Here is a 17,911-nt window from a genome sequence, read left to right as displayed (position 1 = left end):
ATCCCATGACCGCGCGGCTAGCCGACATCGCAGCCCAGGCGGGGGTCAGCGAAGCCACAGTCAGCCGCGTGCTCAACGGCAAACCGGGTGTGGCGGCGGCCACCCGCCAGTCCGTGCTGGCCGCCCTCGACGTCCTGGGCTACGAACGCCCCGTCCGCCTGCGCCAGCGCAGCGCCGGACTGGTCGGGCTCATAACCCCCGAGCTGGACAACCCCATCTTCCCGGCGCTCGCCCAGGTCATCGGCCAGGCGCTGACCCGCCAGGGCTACACCCCCGTCCTCGCCACCCAGACCCCCGGCGGCTCCACCGAGGACGAGCTGACCGAGATGCTCGTCGAGCGCGGCGTCTCCGGCATCATCTTCGTGTCCGGACTGCACGCCGACACCACCGCCGACATGACGCGCTACGACCAGCTGCGCGGCCAGGGCGTCCCGTACGTCCTGATCAACGGGTTCTCCCCCAAGGTGCAGGCGCCGTTCGTGTCCCCCGACGACCGGGCCGCGATGCAGCTCGCCGTGACCCACCTCGCCGCCCTCGGGCACACCCGGATCGGCCTCGCGGTCGGCCCCAAGCGGTTCGTGCCCGTCCTGCGCAAGATCGAGGGCTTCCGGCTCGGCATGCAGGCCCGGCTGGGCCTGGACCCCGAGCAGTGCGAGGAACTCGTCCAGCACTCGCTGTACACCCTGGAGGGCGGTCAGGCCGCCGCGACGGCGCTGATCGAGCGGGGCTGCACCGCCGTCGTCTGCGCCAGCGACATGATGGCCCTGGGCGCCATCCGGGCCGCCCGCCAGAAGGGCCTGCACGTCCCGCGCGACGTCTCCGTCGTCGGTTTCGACGACTCCCCCCTCATAGCCTTCACCGACCCGCCGCTGACCACCATCCGCCAGCCCGTCCAGGCCATGGGGCAGGCTGCGGTGCGGGCCCTGCTCGAAGAGGTGGGCGGCACCCCCGCCCCGCACAGCGAGTTCGTCTTCATGCCCGAGCTGGTCGTCCGGGGCTCCACCGCCTCGGGCCCTCAGGGTCAGCGGTCCTCCGAAAGGCGTAGCGATGGCGATGAGGACCAGACTGACGGATGATCGACCGAGAAGACCTATCTGGCAGACTCTTGGCCCATGGGTGACACGACTGTGAGGACACTGGAAGGCCGCGAGGCCCCGGCACCACCGGTGGAATCACCCATCGAACAGGGTCCGGCCCGCGTGGCGGAAAGCCGGACCGTGTGGCAGCGGGTGCGCGCTCCGCGCCGCCCCCGCATCTGGTTCGAGATCCTGCTCATCGCGGTGAGCTACTGGACGTACTCGCTGATCCGCAACGCCGTGCCGGAACAGAAGGCCGAGGCGCTGCGCAACGCCGACTGGATCTGGCGGGCCGAGCAGACCCTCGGCATCGCGGTCGAGAAGACCGTCAACCACGCCGTCGACTCGGTGACGTGGCTGGTCGTGGGCATGAACTACTACTACGCCACGCTGCACTTCATCGTCACCATCGGTGTCCTGGTGTGGCTGTACCGGTGGCATCCGGGGCGGTACGCCGCCACGCGCACGGTGCTGTTCTCCACCACCGGCGTCGCCCTGCTCGGCTACTACCTGTACCCGCTGGCACCGCCGCGCCTGATGACCTCCGAGAAGTTCATCGACACCGTGCTGGTGCACCACACGTGGGGTTCCATGGCGTCCGGCGACCTGAAGCACATGTCCAACCAGTACGCCGCGATGCCGTCCATGCACATCGGGTGGTCGCTGTGGTGCGGCCTGACCATCTTCGCCCTGGCCAAGGCGCCCTGGGCGAGGATCCTCGGGCTGCTGTACCCGACCGCCACCCTCGTGGTCATCGTCGCCACCGCCAACCACTTCTGGCTGGACGCGGTGGGCGGCATGATCTGCCTGGCCTTCGGCTACACCGTGGCGTACGCCTGGTACGGCAGCCTGCCGCACCGGCTGACCCGCCATGTGACACCGCGGGCCGACCCGCCGCTCGTCGTGGAGGCCGGCCCCGCTCCGGCGGCGGCCACCCGCCGCTGACGGCCGCCGGGCTGCGGGGCCCCGCCCCGCCCTCCGCGTCCGCCCGCCCGCCCGCCGGGCAGGGACTGCCGGGTGCCCGCCCGCCGGGTGCGCCGCCGCCTCAGCCGCCGTAGAACAGCTCCTCCACCACCGCGCGCGCCCGCCGGGTCGTGCGCCGGTAGTCCTCGACCATCTCACCGACGTGACCGGGGCCGTAACCCAGGTACCGTCCGACCGCCGCCAGCTCGCGGGTGTCGGACGGGAAGGTGTCCCCGGCCCGGCCGCGCACCAGCATGACGCCGTTGCGGACCCGGGTCGCCAGCACCCAAGCCTCGTCGAGCGTCCGGGCGTCCTGCTCGGCGATCAGGCCCGCGTCGCGAGCGGCGGTCAGTGCCTGGCGGGTGCGGGTGGTGCGCAGGCCCGGCACCTCGTGGCCGTGGCGCATCTGGAGGAGCTGGACGGTCCACTCGACGTCCGACAGGCCGCCGCGCCCCAGCTTGGTGTGCAGGGCGGGGTCGGCGCCGCGCGGGAGGCGTTCGGTTTCCATCCGGGCCTTCAGGCGCCGGATCTCGCGCACGGCGGCCTCGTCGAGGCCCTGCTCGGGGTAGCGCAGCGGGTCGGCCAGTTCGATGAACCGGCGGCCGAGGTCCGGGTCGCCGGCCATCGGCTCGGCGCGCAGCAGCGCCTGGCTCTCCCAGCCGAGCGACCAGCGGCGGTAGTAGGCCGCGTACGACTTGAGGGTGCGCACCAGCGGCCCGCTCTTGCCCTCGGGGCGCAGGTCCGCGTCGATGAGCAGCGGCGGGTCGGCGGTGGGCAGCTGGAGCAGCCTGCGCATCTCGGCGACCACCGCGTTGGCGGCCCGCGTGGCCTCCTGCTCGTCGACGCCCTCGCGCGGCTCGTGCACGAACAGCACGTCGGCGTCGGAGCCGTACCCCAGCTCGTGGCCGCCGAAGCGGCCCATGCCGATCACGGCGAACCGGGTGGGCAGGGTGTCGCCCCACCGCTCGCGCACGGCGGCCCGCAGGGCGCCCGCGATGGTCGCCGCGTTCAGGTCGGTGACCGCCTGGCCGACCCGGTCCACCAGGGCGCCGGGGTCGGCCTCGGCGGGGCTGTCCTCGGTGCCGTACGAGCCGATGATGTCGGCGGCCGCGGTGCGGAACAGCTCCCGGCGCCGTACGCCACGGGCGACGGCGACCGCCAGTTCGGCGTCGTCCGCGCGGCCGACCGCCGCGAGGATCTCCGGCTCCAGGTGGTCGCGCCCGCGCGGTCGCAGTCCCTCCGGGGCACCGAGGATGGCGACCGCCTCCGGGGCGCGCAGCAGCAGGTCCGGGGCGAGACGCCCGGCGGACAGCACCCTGGCGAGGTTCTCCGCCGCCGCGCCCTCGTCCCGCAGCAGCCGCAGGTACCAGGGCGTCTTCCCCAGCGCGTCCGACACCTTGCGGAAGCCCAGCAGGCCCGCGTCCGGGTCCGCCGAGTCGGCGAACCAGCCGAGCAGCACCGGCAGCAGCGTCCGCTGGATCGCCGCCTTCCGGGTGACGCCCGACGACAGGGCCTCCAGGTGCCGCAGCGCGGCGGCCGGGTCGGCGTAGCCGAGCGCCTCCAGCCGCTGCCCGGCGGCCTTGGCGCTCAGCCGGGTCTCCCCCGGCGTGAGCTGCGCCACGGCGTCCAGCAGCGGCCGGTAGAACAGCTTCTCGTGCAGCCGCCGCACCACCGCGGCGTGCCGCCGCCACTCCCGGTTCAGCCCGGCGACCGGGTCGGTGCGCAGCCCCATGGACCGGCCCAGCCGGCGCAGGTCCTCCTCGGCCTCCGGGACCAGATGCGTGCGCCGCAGCCGGAACAGCTGGATGCGGTGCTCCATGGCCCGCAGGAAGCGGTACGCCTCGTCGAGCTGCGCGGCGTCGGCCCGCCCCACGTAGCCGCCCGCCGCCAGCGCCTTGAGCGCGTCGAGGGTGGTGCCGCTGTGCAGGGTCGCGTCGCTGCGCCCGTGCACCAGCTGGAGCAGCTGCACGGCGAACTCGACGTCCCTGAGCCCGCCGGGGCCGAGCTTCAGCTCACGGTCGACGTGTGCGACGGGGATGTTGTCCACCACGCGGCGGCGCATCTTCTGTACGTCGGCGACGAAGTTCTCCCGCTCCGCGGCCTGCCACACCAGCGGCGAGACGGCCTCGACGTAGGCGGCGCCCAGCCGCTCGTCCCCGGCGACGGGACGGGCCTTGAGGAGGGCCTGGAACTCCCATGTCTTGGCCCAGCGCTGGTAGTAGGCGAGGTGACTCGACAGGGTGCGCACGAGGGGGCCGTTCCTGCCCTCGGGCCGCAGGTTGGCGTCGACCGGCCAGATCGTGCCCTCCACCGTCGGCTCGGAGCAGATGCGCATCAGGTGCGAGGCCAGCCGGGTCGCGGCCTGGAGCGCCTTGCCCTCGTCGGCGCCGTCGGCGGGCTCGCCGACGAAGATGACGTCCACGTCCGACACGTAGTTCAGTTCGTTGCCGCCGCACTTGCCCATCGCGATCACCGCGAGGCGGCACAGCGCCGCGTCCTCCGGGGCGTCCGCGCTCGCCAGGGCGAGGGCCCTGCGGAGGGTGGCGGTGGCGAGGTCGGCCAGCTCGGCGGCGGTCTCGGCGACATCGGTGGTGGCACACACGTCCCGCGCCGCTATGGCCAGCAGGCACCGGCGGTAGGCGACCCGCAGGGACACCGGATCGGTCGCCCCGGCCAGGCCCCGCTCGAAGTCCGCGACGCCCGGGTGCAGGTCGGCCGACTCGTACGTGACGAGCGCCTCCCAGTCGCGCGGGTGCCGGGCCAGGTGGTCGCCCAGCGCCTCGGAGGCGCCGAGCACGCCGAGGAGCCGGTCGCGCAGCGGCTTGGCGCTCAGGACGGTGCCGAGCAGCTGCCGGCCGTCGTCGTCCTGCGCCTCGGCCAGCCGGACGAGGCCGCGCAGGGCGGTGTCGGGGTCGGCGGTGGCGCCGAGCGCGTCCAGGAGGACCGGGTCGCCGCGCACGGCGGACAGCACGGGCAGGTCGAGGAGCCGTTCGGCGGCCGACGGATCGGTGAAGCCGTGCCGCAGCAGCCGGGTGAAGGTACTGCTCCTGCGCCCCGGCACCGACATCCGCCGCTCCCTCCACGTGGTCGACCCCCGTCCCCCGAGCCTATCGGCCCGCACCCCTGCCGCACGGTGGGCCCCCGGCGGCACCGCCCGCCGCGCGGAACGTGCGCCCCGGGGCCGGTCCACCGCGGTGGCGGCGCTCGCCGCCGGGCGGGGGCTGGAGGCGGATGCGGAACGCTCGCCGGGGGCGAGCCGGGCGGGGCCGCGGAGGGCGGCGGCGGGCGTGAGGCAGCGCACACCGCGGGCCGTGAACCGGAGGGCGGCGACGTCCCTCTTCCTTGCCGGTTCGCCCCCTTGCCCGCGTGACGAAAGCCGCCGCCCATGCCCCGCTCCGCCCTGTCCCCCTTCCGCCGTGGCCTGCTCCTGGCCGCGCCGATCGCCGTGCTGGTCGGCATCACGGGCGGGACGCTGGCGGTCACCACCGGGTCGTCGGACGCCTCCGACGTACCGAGCCGGGGCATACCCGAGGCGCACGCGGTCAAGCCGGTCCGCACGGACGGGGAGGCGGTCGTGCAGGTCATGGCCCACCCGGACGACGACCTGTTCTTCATGAACCCGGACACCGCCCAGTCCATCGCCTCGGGCCACAGCCTCACCTCCGTCTACCTCACCGCCGGCGAGTCCGACGGCCGCAACGCCCGCCGCCAGGACCCCGAGCCGCGCGCCGACAAGGCGGCGTACGCGGAGGCCCGGCAGAACGGCATCCGCGCGGCATACGCGGAGATGGCCACCGGCAACCGCACCAGCCCCTGGGACCGCACCTCGATCGCCACGGCCGGCGGCGGCCGGGCCGAGCTGGACACACTGCGGGCCCACCCCAGGATCAGCCTGGTCTGGCTCCAGCTGCGCGAGGCGGGCAGCATCACCGGGGACCGGCCGCACAGCCTGCACGGCCTGTGGGACGGCCGGGTGGAGCGCCTGGAGTCGCAGCTCGCCGCGGGCTCCCCGGTCCGCGACGGCTTCGCGTACACCAAAGACGAGACCGTGAAGACGCTCACCGGTGTCCTGGAGCGCTTCACGCCGACCTTCGTGCGGATGATGGACCCGACGCCGGGCCTGAACGACAGGACGGGCAAGCTCTCCGACCACCAGGACCACATGTACGGGGCCCGGTTCGCGCAGGCGGCGCTCGCCCGGTACGCGCAGAGGCCCGGGCGCCCGGCGTTCGCCGTGCAGAACTACCTCGGCTATTCCACCGGCGGCCTGCCGCACGTGCTGGACCCGCGCGCCACCGAGGCGAAGCTCAGGACGCTGAAGACGTACGCGTGGTGGGACCACACCGACTACTGCGGGGACCCGGCCGGCTGCGGCGACCGCAAGGTGGCCGCCCGCCCCGCCGGGCACGGCTGGGCGCAGTCGGTGCGCTACGCCCGGGGCGGTTCGGCCTCCTGGGTGCAGCGGGGTGCTGGGAAGGGCGAGCTGTACGCGTTCTCCGTGCTGGACGGCCGGCTGGCCGTGTGGCACAAGGACGGCGCCGCCGCGTGGACGGGGCCCGTGCTGCGGCCGGGTGCCGGTCTGGACCCGGGGGTGACCTCGGTGCGGCTGCCGGACGGCCGGGTGGCGGTGTTCGGCACGCGCACGGACCTGGACGGCGAGTACCGCCGCGAGGTGGTCACGTCGGTGCAGTCGGCGCCGGGCGGGCAGTTCGGCGCGTGGCGTTCGCTGGGGACGCCGGAGCGGGACGACGAGGACGCGACGTCCGACATCGGGCTGCCGGCGGTGCTGGTGGACCGGATGGGCCTGATGACGGTGTACGTGCGCGACGGCGGCCACACCATGAGCGTGAGCGCCCAGCGGGCGGACGGCGGCTGGGGGCCGTGGCGGCCGGCCGGCGGGCGGGACCTGCGGGGCGACCCGGTGGCGGTGACGGACGCGGCGGGCCGCGGGTACGTGTTCGCGGGCACGCCGAGGACGGTGCTGGCCTGGACGCGGCCCGCCGCGGGCGGGCCGGTGACCGGTCCGGTGCCGACCGGGCTGCCGGCGACCACGGTGGCGCTGAGCGCCGCGCCGGACGGTGCCGGCGGCGTCCGGCTGTGGTTCCGCAAGCCGGCCTCGGGCGACGTCCGCTCGGCCCGCTTCGCCGGGACCGGCCGCGCCTCGGCGGTGACGGACGCCGCGCCGGGCGGCGTGGCGGGCCACGGCGCGGTGGCCGCGTCGGGCGGCCGGCTGGCCGCGCGCGCGGGTTCCGGCGCGGTGGCCGCGTCTTCGGCCGGGGGGCCGTGGGTGACCGGGCGGGGGCTGTTCGCCGGGGCCCCGGCGGCCGTTCCGGCGGGCTTCGCGACGCTGGGCCTGGACGGCCGGCTGAACTGGTCGCCGTGGGAGCGATGAGCCCCCGTCGCGCCGGAAGGGCGGGTTTGATGGTCGTACCCACCGATGGACACGATGGAGGAGAACCCATGAACTGGACGCTCGAAGTCGTCCTCGTCCCGGTCACCGACCTGGACCGGGCGAAGGACTTCTACGCCGGCAAGTGCGGCTTCACGGTCGACCTGGACACCGAGGTCGCCCCCGGGATCCGCATCGTCCAGCTGACCCCGCCGGGCTCCCGCTGTTCGATCGCCCTGCAGAGCGGTATGCCCCCGGCCCCGGGCGAGCGGGTGATGACGCCGGGCTCGCTGCACGGCCTCCAGCTGTGCGTGACCGACATCGAGGCGGCCCGCGAGCGGCTGGTGTCCGAGGGCGTGGAGGTGAGTCCGGTGCAGCACGTGGGCCCGGCCGGCTGGACGGAGGGCAAGGGCGAGACCTGGAACTCGTTCCTGTTCTTCAAGGACCCGGACGGCAACGGCTGGACGGTCCAGGAGGCGCCCTCCGAGCTGTCGGAGCGCTAGGGCTTGTTTTTTGGATCAGGCCGGATCAGGGAGCGGGGTCCGGTGCGTGCGGATGCGAGGCGGCGGAGGGAAGCCACCGCGGAGCATCGGCGGCCGACGACAACGCCGCGGACGCGCGTGCCGGGGCACGCGAGCCCGGCGAGATCCGAAAGACACGCCCTGGTCCCGGCGAGAGCGCCGGCGCTCTCGCCGGGCGCCGCCGGCTGATGGGAGCGCCGGGCCGCCGGGCACTCCCGGTCGCGGTAGGCCCCTGGCCCGCCGGGCACTCCCGTCGCGGTAAGCCCCCCGGGGCGCCGGGTGCTGCCCGGGGGCCCGCCGCGCCCGGGGCCGGCCCGCTCAGCGCTTCCGCCCGTCGAGCGGCACCCGCGTCGCGTCCAGGTGCCGGTGTGCGCGTCGCCCCGACCGGGTGGATCAGCGTTCACCGCGGGCTCGCCCGCGTCGGGCGACCGCGCCAGGACGGCCCGGTGCGCGTCCTCCGCGGTCAGCCCCTCGCACTTCCGGCGGACGATCGAGCGCTGGAGGTCGAACCACCCGGCGAGCTGGGTGCGCTCGTCGGCCCCGGAGGGGGGCCTGTCACGGGGAGCGGTCATGCGCGCGGAGGTCGGCGCTTACGGCAACCGCGGCCGCACCCGCTTTTCGCGGCGCGAGGCGTGGGCCACCACCAGCAGGACCAGTCCGCAGCCGGCGACCAGGAACCAGCCGGGCCGGGACGCCCGGGCCAGCCCCTCCGGGCCGGCGCCCGCGACCAGCCCGCCCGCGATCGCGATGCCGAGCGCGGCGCCGAACTGGCGCGCGGTGGAGGTGATCGCCCCGGCCACACCGGCGCGGGCGGGGGGCAGCCCGCTCACCGCGGTGTTGGTGATCGGGGCGTTGGCGAAGCCGAACCCGGTGCCGATCAGCGCGTAGGCGAGCAGGAGGAGGGGAACGCCGGTGTCCTGGTCGAGCCCCACGAGGCAGAGCCCGCCGGCCGTGAGGAAGCCGCCGGCCAGGACGAGGGGCAGCCACGGCCCGCCACGGCCGACCAGCCGGCCGGACAGCGGCGCGCACACGGTCGCCCCGAGGGCCATGGGCAGGGTGGCCAGTCCGGCCGCCGGCGGCGTCCACCCCCGGGCGTGCTGGAGGTAGAAGGTGGTGAGCAGCAGCGTCACGTTGAGCGCGACGAAGACCGCCACCGCGCCCAGGACGGCACCGGTGAAGGCGGCACTGCGGTAGAGCCCGGGGTCCATCAGCGGCTCCGGGCGGCGGGACTCGACCCGTACGAAGGCGACCGCCGCCGCGACGGTGACCGCGTAGGCACCCAGCGCCGGCGCGGAGGTCCAGCCGATGCGGGGGCCCTCGATGAGGACGCCGACCGACACCCCGATGACCACGGTGAGCAGGGCCTGCCCCGGCAGGTCGAGGCGCTGGGCCCGCGGGGCGCGGGACTCCGGTACGAACAGGGCGGTGAGCAGCAGGGCGGCGAGGACGACCGGCACGTTGACCCAGAACAGCGACCGCCAGCCGAGGGCGGCGACGAGGGCGCCGCCCGTGACCGGTCCGACGGCCATGCTGAGGCCGAAGACCGACGCCCAGATGCCGATGGCCCTGGCCCGCTCCCGGGGGTCGGGCATCGCGTTCACCACGATGGCGAGCGCCACCGGGCTGAGCATCGAGGCGCCGACGCCCTGGGCCGCGCGGGCCGCGACGAGCACGCCCGCCGACGGGGCGAGGGCGCAGACCAGCGACGCCGCGCCGAAGACGACCAGCCCGGTGCGGAACACCCGCCGGCGGCCGAACCTGTCAGCCAGCGCGCCCGAGGTGATCAGCAGCCCGGCCAGGACCAGGGTGTACGCGTCCACGGTCCAGGCGAGCCCGAGAGTCCCGATGCCCAGGCCCCGCCCGATCTCCGGCAGGCCCACATTGACGATGGTGGTGTCCAGGCCCACCAGGAACATGCTCAGGCAGCAGACGGCGAGCACCGTCCAGCGCCTCCGCGCGCTCAGCACGGCCTGGAGCTGCGGGGTCGGGGTCGTCGCCGTCACGGTATGCCTCTCGGGTCCACAATGCGTCCGGTCCGGCCATGCTCCGGCCGGAGAGGGGCCGGCACGCAGGAGTTTTGCGACAACTGCAAAACTGGGGCCATGGACGCGGAACTGCGACGGACGCTCGACGCCATCGGCCCCCGGCTGCGGACCCTGCGCCGGGACCGGGGTCTCACCCTGGAGGCCGTCGCGGCGGAGACCGGTATCTCGGTGAGCACCCTGTCCCGCCTGGAGTCCGGCAAGCGGCGCCCCACCCTGGAACTGCTGATCCCGCTCGCCCGTGCGCACCGCGTCGCCCTCGACCAGCTGGTGGCCGCGCCGGCCACCGGCGATCCCCGGGTGCACCTGAAGCCGCTGAGCAAGGGCCACGGCAACGTACTGGTTCCCCTGACGCAGTACCCGGGCCGGGTGCAGGTCTTCAAGCAGGTGCTCTCCCCGCGCGAGCCGAAGCTGGTGAGACACGAGGGGTACGAGTGGCTCTACGTCCTCGCCGGCGAGCTGCGGCTCATCCTCGGCGCCACGGAGTGCACCCTGCGCCCCGGCGAGGCCGCCGAGTTCGACACGAGGGAGCCCCACTGGTTCGGCCCGGCGAACGGCACCGCCGTGGAGATCCTGCACCTGTTCGGCCCCCGCGGCGACCAGGCCGTCGTCCGCGCGAAACCGTCCGCCCGGGACCACGCCTGACGCGGGTTCGGGACCCCGCCCGACGCGAGCCCGGGACCCCGCCCGACGCGCGGGCCCGGCACTCGCCCGACGCGAGCCCGGCACCTCGCCCGACGCGCGGGCCCGGCACTCGCCCGACGCGAGCCCGGGACCCCGCCCGACGCGAGCCCGGGACCCCGCCCGACGCGAGCCCGGGACCCCGCCCGACGCGCGGGCCCGGGACGTCATCCGACGCGGGCAGGCGCACCGCGTCGGGCCCCCCGGGGGCGGGCACGCGGAGGGCGCCCACGCCCCGCCGGGCCACCCGCCCTCCGCTGCCGACGGGCGGCGGCGCCCCATGGTCAAGTCGGTCGCCCCGGCCGGGCAGCCCTGCCATCATCTGTCGGATGCCTCTTCTCGCCGACGACCTCGGCCACCTCTCGTACACCGTCACCGGCGACGGACCGCCCCTCGTCCTGGTGCACGCCGGCGTCGCCGACCACCGGATGTGGGACGCGGTCGTGCCCGCGCTCGCCGAACGGCACACGGTCGTCCGGTACGACCTGCGCGGCTTCGGCGAGTCCGCCCCGCCGACCGGCCCGTTCCGCGAGACGGACGACCTGCGCCGCCTGCTGGACCACCTCGGCCACGAGCGCGTCCGGCTCGTCGGCGCCTCCTGGGGCGGCCGGGTGGCCGTGGACTTCACGCTCACCCACCCGGAGCGGGTCCACTCCCTGGTGGTGCTGTCCCCACCGTGGCCGAGGTACCCCTGGTCCGCCGACATGATCGCGTACGACGAGGCCGAGACGGCGGCACTGGCCGCGGGCGACCTCGACGAGGCCGTGCGCGTGAACCTGGACATGTGGCTGCGCGGTCCGGCGCGCGGTTGGAAGGACGTCGATCCGTCCCTGGCCGAGGAGTTGCGCGGTCCGCTGCGGACGTCGCTGGAGAACCAGGAGGCCGTGGGCGAGCACTCCCAGGGCCCCGCGACCGGCGACCTCGCCTCGATCACCGCGCCCGTACTGGTGGGGGTCGGCCGGCTCGACACGGCCGACTTCCAGGACATCGCCCGCCGGTACGCCGCCGAGATCCCCGGTGCCGCCCTGGTCGAGTTCCCCGCGTCGGCCCACCTCGTCGCCCTGGACGCGCCCGCCGAACTCCTGTCGGCCCTGGGCCCGTTCCTCGCCCGCTGACACGGCTCCGGGCCGGCGGTCGGTGACCGTCGGCCCGGAGTGGCGTGCGACCGCGAAGCGGGACTGACCTGGGGTTACAGCACCGGCAGGTTCTTCCGCAGCTCGAACGCCGTGACCTCGCTGCGGTACTCCTCCCACTCCTGCTTCTTGTTGCGCAGGAAGAAGTCGAAGACGTGCTCGCCGAGGGTCTCGGCGACCAGCTCGCTGCGCTCCATCAGGGAGATCGCCTCGCCCAGGTTCTGCGGGAGCGGCTCGATGCCCATGGCGCGGCGTTCCGCGTCGGAGAGGGCCCACACGTCGTCGTCCGCGCCGGCGGGGAGTTCGTAGCCCTCCTCGATGCCCTTGAGACCGGCCGCCAGCAGGACCGCGTACGTCAGGTACGGGTTGGCGCCGGAGTCGATGGAGCGGACCTCCACACGGGCCGAGCCCGTCTTGCCCGGCTTGTACATGGGGACGCGGATCAGGGCGGAGCGGTTGTTGTGGCCCCAGCAGATGTACGAGGGGGCCTCGCCGCCCGAGCCGGCGGTGCGGGTGGAGCCGCCCCAGATGCGCTTGTAGGAGTTGACCCACTGGTTGGTGACGGCCGAGATCTCCGCCGCGTGGCGCAGCAGGCCGGCGATGAAGGAGCGCCCCACCTTCGACAGCTGGTACTCGGCGCCCGACTCGTAGAAGGCGTTGCGGTCGCCCTCGAAGAGCGACAGGTGGGTGTGCATGCCGGAGCCGGGGTACTCCGAGAAGGGCTTCGGCATGAAGGTGGCCTGCACGCCCTGCTCCAGCGCGACCTGCTTCATCACCAGGCGGAACGTCATGATGTTGTCGGCGGTCGACAGGGCGTCGGCGTAGCGGAGGTCGATCTCCTGCTGGCCGGGGGCGCCCTCGTGGTGGCTGAACTCGACCGAGATGCCCATCGATTCGAGCATGGTGATCGCCTGGCGGCGGAAGTCCATGCCGACGTTCTGGGGGGTGTGGTCGAAGTACCCGGAGTTGTCCGCCGGGGTGGGGCGCGAGCCGTCCAGCGGCTTGTCCTTCAGCAGGAAGAACTCGATCTCGGGGTGGGTGTAGAAGGTGAACCCGAGGTCGGAGGTCTTGGCGAGGATCCGCTTGAGGACGTAACGGGGGTCCGCGAAGGACGGCGAGCCGTCCGGCATGAGGATGTCGCAGAACATCCGGGCCGTCCCCGGCGCCTCCGCCCGCCACGGGAGGATCTGGAAGGTCCCCGGGTCGGGCTTGGCGATCATGTCCGACTCGTACACCCGGGCGAAGCCCTCGATCGCCGAGCCGTCGAAGCCGATGCCCTCGTCGAAGGCCTGCTCCAGCTCGGCGGGGGCCACGGCGACGGACTTCAGGAAGCCGAGCACGTCCGTGAACCACAGGCGCACGAACCGGATGTCGCGCTCCTCGAGCGTACGGAGTACGAATTCCTGCTGCTTGTCCATTTCCACACCCATCCTCGCTGATCAGGCCAGCATGCCACCACACGGTTTCGTGCACGTTGCGAACCCATAGTGCATGGAGCTCTGTGGCGCAGGTAACGGCGGCCTCGCAGACTGGTCCCATGGACCGTGGCGCACAGCAGCTGCCCGGCGCCGGCAGACCTCCGGTCTGGCTGCGCCTGCTGCCGTGGCTGACGATGGCGCTGCTGGTCGTCGTCCAGCTGACCACGCCCCGCAGCGTGCAGCTCGGCTTCGCGTTCGCCGTGGTCCCGCCCCTGACGACGCTCCTGTACGGGATGTTCGGCACCGCCATGGTGGCGGGCGCCATGTTCGTGCTGCTGCTGATGCCCTCGATCCGCGCCGACGACGTCAGCTACGGCGATCTGCTGGCGTTCGGGCTGATCGGCGCGGTGAGCGTGGTGCTGTCCGGGGTACGGGTGCGGCGGGACGCGCAGCTGGTGTCGGTGCGGACGGTCGCGGAGGCGGCCCAGCTGGCCGTGCTGCCGCCGATGCCGGAGCGAGTGGGTCCGGTGCGGTGCGGCGCCCTCTACCGGGCGGCGGAGCGGGGCACGCTGGTGGGCGGCGATCTGTACGACGTGCAGGACGGGCCGTTCGGGGTGCGGGCGATCGTCGCCGATGTCAAGGGCCACGGGCTGGCCGCGGTCGGAACGGTGTCGGCGCTGCTCGGGACGTTCCGGGAGGCGGTGCTCGACGAGGCGGAGCTGGCGGGGGTGGCGGCGCGGCTGGACCGGCGGCTGGTGGTGGACTCGTCGGGGCGGGGGGAGGCGGAGGTGTTCGCCACGGCGGTGCTGGTCGAGTTCCCGCCGGACGGCACGGCCGTGCGGGTGCTCAGCTGCGGCCACCCGGCGCCGCTGGTGGTCGACGGCGACGGCACGCGGGAGGTGCGGCTCGCGCCGGGTGCTCCGCTGGGGCTGGGGCTGGCGGAGTTCCGGGCGCCGGAGGCGGTGCCGGTGCCGTTGCGGCCGGGTGACGTGCTGCTGGCGCACACCGACGGGGTGACCGAGGCCCGGGACGCCACGGGCGCCTTCTATCCGCTGGCGGACCGGTTGCGGGCCGGCGGGTGGCCCGTCTCCCCGGTGGAGCTGGTGCGCAGGGTGTGGCGGGATCTGTCGTCGTACGCGGGCGAGGTGGCCGACGACGTGGCGCTGCTGGCGCTCAGTACGTCCGAGGACCGTGGCTGACCGGGCGGTCCGCGCATTACCATCAGCGCCCATGGGGGGCCACGGGCTCATACGCATCACGCGTCCCATGGCGCCGGCCGGCGCCGTGGCGGCGCTGCTCGCCGTGCTCTTCGTCTGCCTCGCCCCGCACGGCGCCCCGCACGGCACCGCGGACGCCCGGAGCGGCGGCCACCCGCGGGCGGTGGCGGCCGGGCACACGTCCGGCGGCCACACGGCGGTCCGGCACACGGCGGTCCGGCACACGGCTGACGGGCCTATGGGCGCCGGGCACACGGTCGTCAGGTACGCGTGTCCGTACGACCGCGGCGACTGCGGGCTCTTCCCGTACCTGACCCCCGCCGTCCTCACCGCCCCGCCCCTCGACCCGCCGCCCCAGGCGGGCGACACCGCGCGGGTGGGGCCGGACCGCCGGGCCGGCCCGCCCACCGCCGCCGGGGCGCGACCGCGCGCGCCGGACCTCCACGTCCTCCAGGTGCTGCGGACCTAGGCGGCCCGCCGCAGTTCCGAGAAGCGACCACACCACCGCCACTCCCCCACGAAGGAAGACCACCATGGCTGCCAACCGATCGTCCACCGCCGACCGCCGCGCCCGAATAGAGCAGATGCGGCGCGCGGAGCAGGCCCGCGAGCGCCGCAACCGCGTCATCACCATCTCCGTCAGCGCCCTCGTCGTCGCCGGCCTGGTCGGCTTCGGCGGGTACGTGCTGAACAAGGAGAACGAGGAGCAGGAGCAGCGGCAGGCGGCGGCCAAGGCGCCCATCACGGACGAGAAGTCCTGGGACGCCAAGAAGCTGGGCCGCAACCACGTCACCAAGCCCGTGACGTACCCGATGAAGCCCCCGGTCGGCGGCGACCACGACCAGGTGTGGCTGAACTGCGACCGGGACGTCTACAAGAAGCCCGTTCCCGAGCGGAACGCCGTGCACTCGCTGGAGCACGGCGCGGTGTGGGTGACGTACAACGACAAGGCGCCCGCCGGTGACGTGAAGAAGCTGGAGGAGAAGGTAGGCAAGACCTCGTACTCCTTCATGAGCCCGGTCAAGGAGCAGGCGGGCGCGATCATGCTGAGCGCGTGGGGCAAGCAGGTCACCGTCGACGGGGCCGACGACCCGCGGGTGGACGCCTTCTTCAGCAAGTACGTGCAGGGCCCGCAGACGCCCGAGCCGGGGGCGGCGTGCACCAACGGGCTGGACCCGCAGTGACGCGTACGCAGTGGGCGGCGGTCACCGCGGTGGTGCTCGCGCTGCTCTTCGCCGGTGCGGCGACGGTCGCGTCGGCGGGGCCCGGGAAGGCGGCCGGTGACACCACCGCCGCGCCGGCGGCGGACTCGGCGGACGCCGGGTTCGCGCGGGACATGTCGGTGCACCACCAGCAGGCGGTGGAGATGTCGTTCATCGTGCGGGACCGCACGAAGGACGAGGAGGTGCGCCGGCTGGCGTACGACATCGCCAACACCCAGGCGAACCAGCGCGGCATGATGCTGGGCTGGCTCGACATGTGGGGGCTGCCGAAGGTGGCGCCGGGCGTCGAGCCGATGGCCTGGATGGGCATGCCGTCCCACGGCTCGGGTCACTCCGGGGCTCTGATGCCGGGCATGGCCACGGCGGCCGAGCTGGACCGGCTGCGGGCGGCGACCGGCAGGCAGGCGGAGATCCTGTACCTGCGGCTGATGACCGAGCACCACAAGGGCGGGGTGCACATGGCGCGTGGCTGCGTCGACGCGTGCCGGCCCGGCGTGGAGCGGGACCTGGCGCAGGGGATGGTCGACGCCCAGGAGTCGGAGATCCTGCTGATGGCCGACCTGCTGAAGGCGCGCGGCGCCACGCCGTAGGGGCCGCCGCCCGTGCCGTACGGCCGCCCCGGGACGCCCGGGGCGGCCGTACGTCGTCCCGGGCGGGCGGCCCGCGGCGCCGGGCGGCCCGTCCGGGACGGCGCGCCGGGGCGGCCCGTCCGGCGGCGCCGGGGCCGGACGGCGGCCCAGCGGTCGCGGGGTGGCGGGGGCGCGATGAGAATGGAGGCGCTCGGGGACCGACGTACGGCGCTCTATGGCGTTTTCCGGAGGCAACGAACCCCATGACCACCGCCAAGGACATCATGCACCCCGGAGCCGAGTGGCTCCCCGCACACGAGACCCTCGACCGGGCCGCGCAGATGATGCGCGACCTCGATGTGGGCGCGCTGCCCATCGCGGACGAGAACGAGCGGCTCTGCGGCATCCTCACCGACCGCGACATCGTCGTCGGCTGTGTGGCCCAGGGCCACGACCCCTCGCGGGTCACGGCGGGTGACATGGCGAAGGGCACGCCGCGCTGGATCGAGGCGAACGCGGACGTGGAGGACGTGCTGCGCGAGATGAAGAACCACCGGATCCGCCGGATCCCGGTCATCGAGAACAAGCGGCTGGTGGGCATGATCAGCGAGGCCGACCTGGCCCGCCACCTGTCGGACGCGCAGGTCGCCGGCTGGGCGGAGAAGGTCTACGAGCACCGGCGCTGACCCGGGTTCCCTCCCGGTGTGCCAGGGGCGTGACGCGTTTCTGCGCGTCGCGCCCCTCCCACGTCCCGTGCGCCGGGTCCCGCGCGCCCGCGGGCGGGGCTACTGGGCGAGGATCTCGGCGGCGAGGACCTCCGGGGCGTCCAGCATCATCAGGTGGCCCGTGCCGGGGACGGAGCGGAACCGGCCGCCGAGCAGGCCGGCGAGGGCCCGCTGGCGGGCCGTCCACCGCGGCGACGCGGGCGCGGCGAGCACGGTGACCGGGGCGCCCGGCGGGAGGGGCCGGACCGCGCGCAGGGCGAGGAGCCCGGCGGCGACGGCCCGGTAGTGGGCGTTCTCCAGCAGGGCGCCCCGCAGCACCCGGGAGGTCGCGTAGCAGCGGCGCACCAGCGCGGCGGGGGCGGGGTCCGGGGCGCGGCCCGGGCGCAGGAGGCGGACGGCGGCGCGCCGGGTGGGCGGACCGAGCGCGGCGGGCGCCCCGGTGGCCGAGAGCGCGGTGGCGGCGGCGTGCGCGAGGGCGGTGCGGACGGCGGGGGCGGCGGGCACCCGGGCGCGCTCCTCGACGGATGCGTCGACCAGGACGACACCGGCGGTGCGCCCGGGGTGGAGCCGGGCGAACGCCTCGGCGTGGAACGCGGCGATGGAGTGGCCGACGACGGTCGCGGGCCCCGGGAGCCCGAGCGCGTCGAGGAGGCCGGCGATCCGGTGCGCCTCGCCGGCCGCGGTCGGCGCCGCGGCGGCGGGACCGCTCAGGCCGTGGCCTGGCCGGTCGAAGCGGACGACCGTGCGGTGGGGGGCCAGCAGGGGGACGACGGGGTTCCAGTCGAACCAGCTCATGGCGAGCCCGGCGCTGAGCACGCAGACCGGGCCGGCGCCCTCGACGACCACATGGTGGGGCACGGCCCCGACGCGTACGAACTCCGGCCGCGCGCAGCCCATCGGTGTCCCCCTCGCCGGTCCGGTGCTCCGGGCGCCAGCCTGTCACGCCGGGTGTGC

The 17,911-nt window shown here is 74.8% G+C and carries 15 protein-coding genes; 11 read left to right on the top strand and 4 right to left on the bottom strand.

Annotation, left to right across the window (positions count from 1 at the left end; all coding sequences use genetic code 11):
- Positions 1-5: 5 nt before the first annotated feature.
- Both IE109_RS00710 and IE109_RS00705 read left to right on the top strand, forming a co-directional pair.
- Entirely contained in the window at positions 6-1,076 is a 1,071-nt protein-coding gene (locus tag IE109_RS00710) for a LacI family DNA-binding transcriptional regulator (RefSeq protein ID WP_189548419.1), read from the top strand.
- 36 nt (positions 1,077-1,112) lie between these two features.
- Positions 1,113-2,021 (top strand): phosphatase PAP2 family protein, encoded by a 909-nt coding sequence (locus IE109_RS00705; protein WP_189548418.1) that lies wholly within the window; start codon positions 1,113-1,115, stop codon positions 2,019-2,021.
- A gap of 100 nt (positions 2,022-2,121) precedes the next feature.
- Here IE109_RS00705 and IE109_RS00700 read toward each other — a convergent pair whose 3' ends face one another.
- Complete coding sequence (locus IE109_RS00700) at positions 2,122-5,106, bottom strand: bifunctional [glutamine synthetase] adenylyltransferase/[glutamine synthetase]-adenylyl-L-tyrosine phosphorylase (RefSeq protein ID WP_189548417.1); 2,985 nt, start codon at positions 5,104-5,106, stop codon at positions 2,122-2,124.
- 318 nt (positions 5,107-5,424) lie between these two features.
- On the opposite strand from IE109_RS00700, the gene IE109_RS00695 reads away from it, so the two are divergent.
- Entirely contained in the window at positions 5,425-7,431 is a 2,007-nt protein-coding gene (locus IE109_RS00695; protein WP_189548416.1) for a PIG-L family deacetylase, read from the top strand.
- A 68-nt stretch (positions 7,432-7,499) separates the two neighbouring features.
- Positions 7,500-7,931 (top strand): VOC family protein, encoded by a 432-nt coding sequence (locus IE109_RS00690; RefSeq protein ID WP_189548415.1) that lies wholly within the window; start codon positions 7,500-7,502, stop codon positions 7,929-7,931.
- A gap of 608 nt (positions 7,932-8,539) precedes the next feature.
- Here IE109_RS00690 and IE109_RS00685 read toward each other — a convergent pair.
- Positions 8,540-9,952: an MFS transporter gene (locus tag IE109_RS00685; protein WP_229890407.1), complete on the bottom strand. Its 1,413-nt coding sequence runs from the start codon at positions 9,950-9,952 to the stop codon at positions 8,540-8,542.
- A 99-nt stretch (positions 9,953-10,051) separates the two neighbouring features.
- Between IE109_RS00685 and IE109_RS00680 the strand changes: the two genes are divergently transcribed.
- On the top strand, positions 10,052-10,636 hold the full coding sequence (locus tag IE109_RS00680) for a helix-turn-helix domain-containing protein (RefSeq protein ID WP_189548414.1): 585 nt from the start codon (positions 10,052-10,054) through the stop codon (positions 10,634-10,636).
- 365 nt (positions 10,637-11,001) lie between these two features.
- Positions 11,002-11,787 carry an alpha/beta fold hydrolase gene (locus IE109_RS00675; RefSeq protein WP_189548413.1) on the top strand — a complete coding sequence of 262 codons (786 nt, stop codon included), beginning with the start codon at positions 11,002-11,004 and terminating at the stop codon, positions 11,785-11,787.
- Positions 11,788-11,861: 74 nt separating this feature from the next.
- On the opposite strand, the gene glnA2 is transcribed toward IE109_RS00675, so the two are convergent.
- Positions 11,862-13,223, bottom strand: a complete 1,362-nt coding sequence (gene glnA2, locus IE109_RS00670; RefSeq protein ID WP_064070183.1) for a gamma-glutamylpolyamine synthetase GlnA2 — start codon at positions 13,221-13,223, stop codon at positions 11,862-11,864.
- A 119-nt stretch (positions 13,224-13,342) separates the two neighbouring features.
- Between glnA2 and IE109_RS00665 the strand changes: the two genes are divergently transcribed.
- From IE109_RS00665 to IE109_RS00645, 5 genes are all read left to right on the top strand, one after another.
- A complete protein-coding gene (locus IE109_RS00665) occupies positions 13,343-14,422 on the top strand; it encodes a PP2C family protein-serine/threonine phosphatase (RefSeq protein WP_189548412.1) in 1,080 nt (359 codons plus the stop codon).
- 31 nt (positions 14,423-14,453) lie between these two features.
- Entirely contained in the window at positions 14,454-14,909 is a 456-nt protein-coding gene (locus IE109_RS00660; RefSeq protein ID WP_189548411.1) for a hypothetical protein, read from the top strand.
- Positions 14,910-14,973: 64 nt separating this feature from the next.
- On the top strand, positions 14,974-15,624 hold the full coding sequence (locus tag IE109_RS00655; RefSeq protein WP_189548410.1) for a thioredoxin-like domain-containing protein: 651 nt from the start codon (positions 14,974-14,976) through the stop codon (positions 15,622-15,624).
- A complete protein-coding gene (locus tag IE109_RS00650) occupies positions 15,621-16,253 on the top strand; it encodes a DUF305 domain-containing protein (RefSeq protein WP_189548409.1) in 633 nt (210 codons plus the stop codon). The genes IE109_RS00655 and IE109_RS00650 overlap by 4 nt, the downstream gene beginning before the upstream one ends.
- A gap of 242 nt (positions 16,254-16,495) precedes the next feature.
- On the top strand, positions 16,496-16,918 hold the full coding sequence (locus tag IE109_RS00645) for a CBS domain-containing protein (RefSeq protein WP_189548408.1): 423 nt from the start codon (positions 16,496-16,498) through the stop codon (positions 16,916-16,918).
- Between the two features lie 99 nt (positions 16,919-17,017).
- On the opposite strand, the gene IE109_RS00640 is transcribed toward IE109_RS00645, so the two are convergent.
- On the bottom strand, positions 17,018-17,854 hold the full coding sequence (locus IE109_RS00640) for an alpha/beta fold hydrolase (RefSeq protein ID WP_189548407.1): 837 nt from the start codon (positions 17,852-17,854) through the stop codon (positions 17,018-17,020).
- Between the last annotated feature and the right edge of the window lie 57 nt (positions 17,855-17,911).

Origin of the sequence: Streptomyces lavendofoliae, from assembly GCF_014649735.1 — a bacterium.
Taxonomy (GTDB): domain Bacteria; phylum Actinomycetota; class Actinomycetes; order Streptomycetales; family Streptomycetaceae; genus Streptomyces; species Streptomyces lavendofoliae.
This window is presented reverse-complemented; position numbering and strand designations above follow the sequence as displayed.

Bases quoted from the DNA above. Each gene is read 5' to 3' on its own strand.
- IE109_RS00675 (WP_189548413.1), top strand. From the start codon at position 11,002: ATGCCTCTTCTCGCCGACGACCTCGGCCACCTCTCGTACACCGTCACC.
- IE109_RS00655 (WP_189548410.1), top strand. From the start codon at position 14,974: ATGGCTGCCAACCGATCGTCCACCGCCGACCGCCGCGCCCGAATAGAG.
- IE109_RS00690 (WP_189548415.1), top strand. From the start codon at position 7,500: ATGAACTGGACGCTCGAAGTCGTCCTCGTCCCGGTCACCGACCTGGAC.
- IE109_RS00660 (WP_189548411.1), top strand. From the start codon at position 14,454: ATGGGGGGCCACGGGCTCATACGCATCACGCGTCCCATGGCGCCGGCC.
- IE109_RS00700 (WP_189548417.1), bottom strand. From the start codon at position 5,106: ATGTCGGTGCCGGGGCGCAGGAGCAGTACCTTCACCCGGCTGCTGCGG.
- IE109_RS00695 (WP_189548416.1), top strand. From the start codon at position 5,425: ATGCCCCGCTCCGCCCTGTCCCCCTTCCGCCGTGGCCTGCTCCTGGCC.
- IE109_RS00665 (WP_189548412.1), top strand. From the start codon at position 13,343: ATGGACCGTGGCGCACAGCAGCTGCCCGGCGCCGGCAGACCTCCGGTC.
- IE109_RS00640 (WP_189548407.1), bottom strand. From the start codon at position 17,854: ATGGGCTGCGCGCGGCCGGAGTTCGTACGCGTCGGGGCCGTGCCCCAC.
- IE109_RS00705 (WP_189548418.1), top strand. From the start codon at position 1,113: ATGGGTGACACGACTGTGAGGACACTGGAAGGCCGCGAGGCCCCGGCA.
- glnA2 (WP_064070183.1), bottom strand. From the start codon at position 13,223: ATGGACAAGCAGCAGGAATTCGTACTCCGTACGCTCGAGGAGCGCGAC.
- IE109_RS00645 (WP_189548408.1), top strand. From the start codon at position 16,496: ATGACCACCGCCAAGGACATCATGCACCCCGGAGCCGAGTGGCTCCCC.
- IE109_RS00680 (WP_189548414.1), top strand. From the start codon at position 10,052: ATGGACGCGGAACTGCGACGGACGCTCGACGCCATCGGCCCCCGGCTG.
- IE109_RS00710 (WP_189548419.1), top strand. From the start codon at position 6: ATGACCGCGCGGCTAGCCGACATCGCAGCCCAGGCGGGGGTCAGCGAA.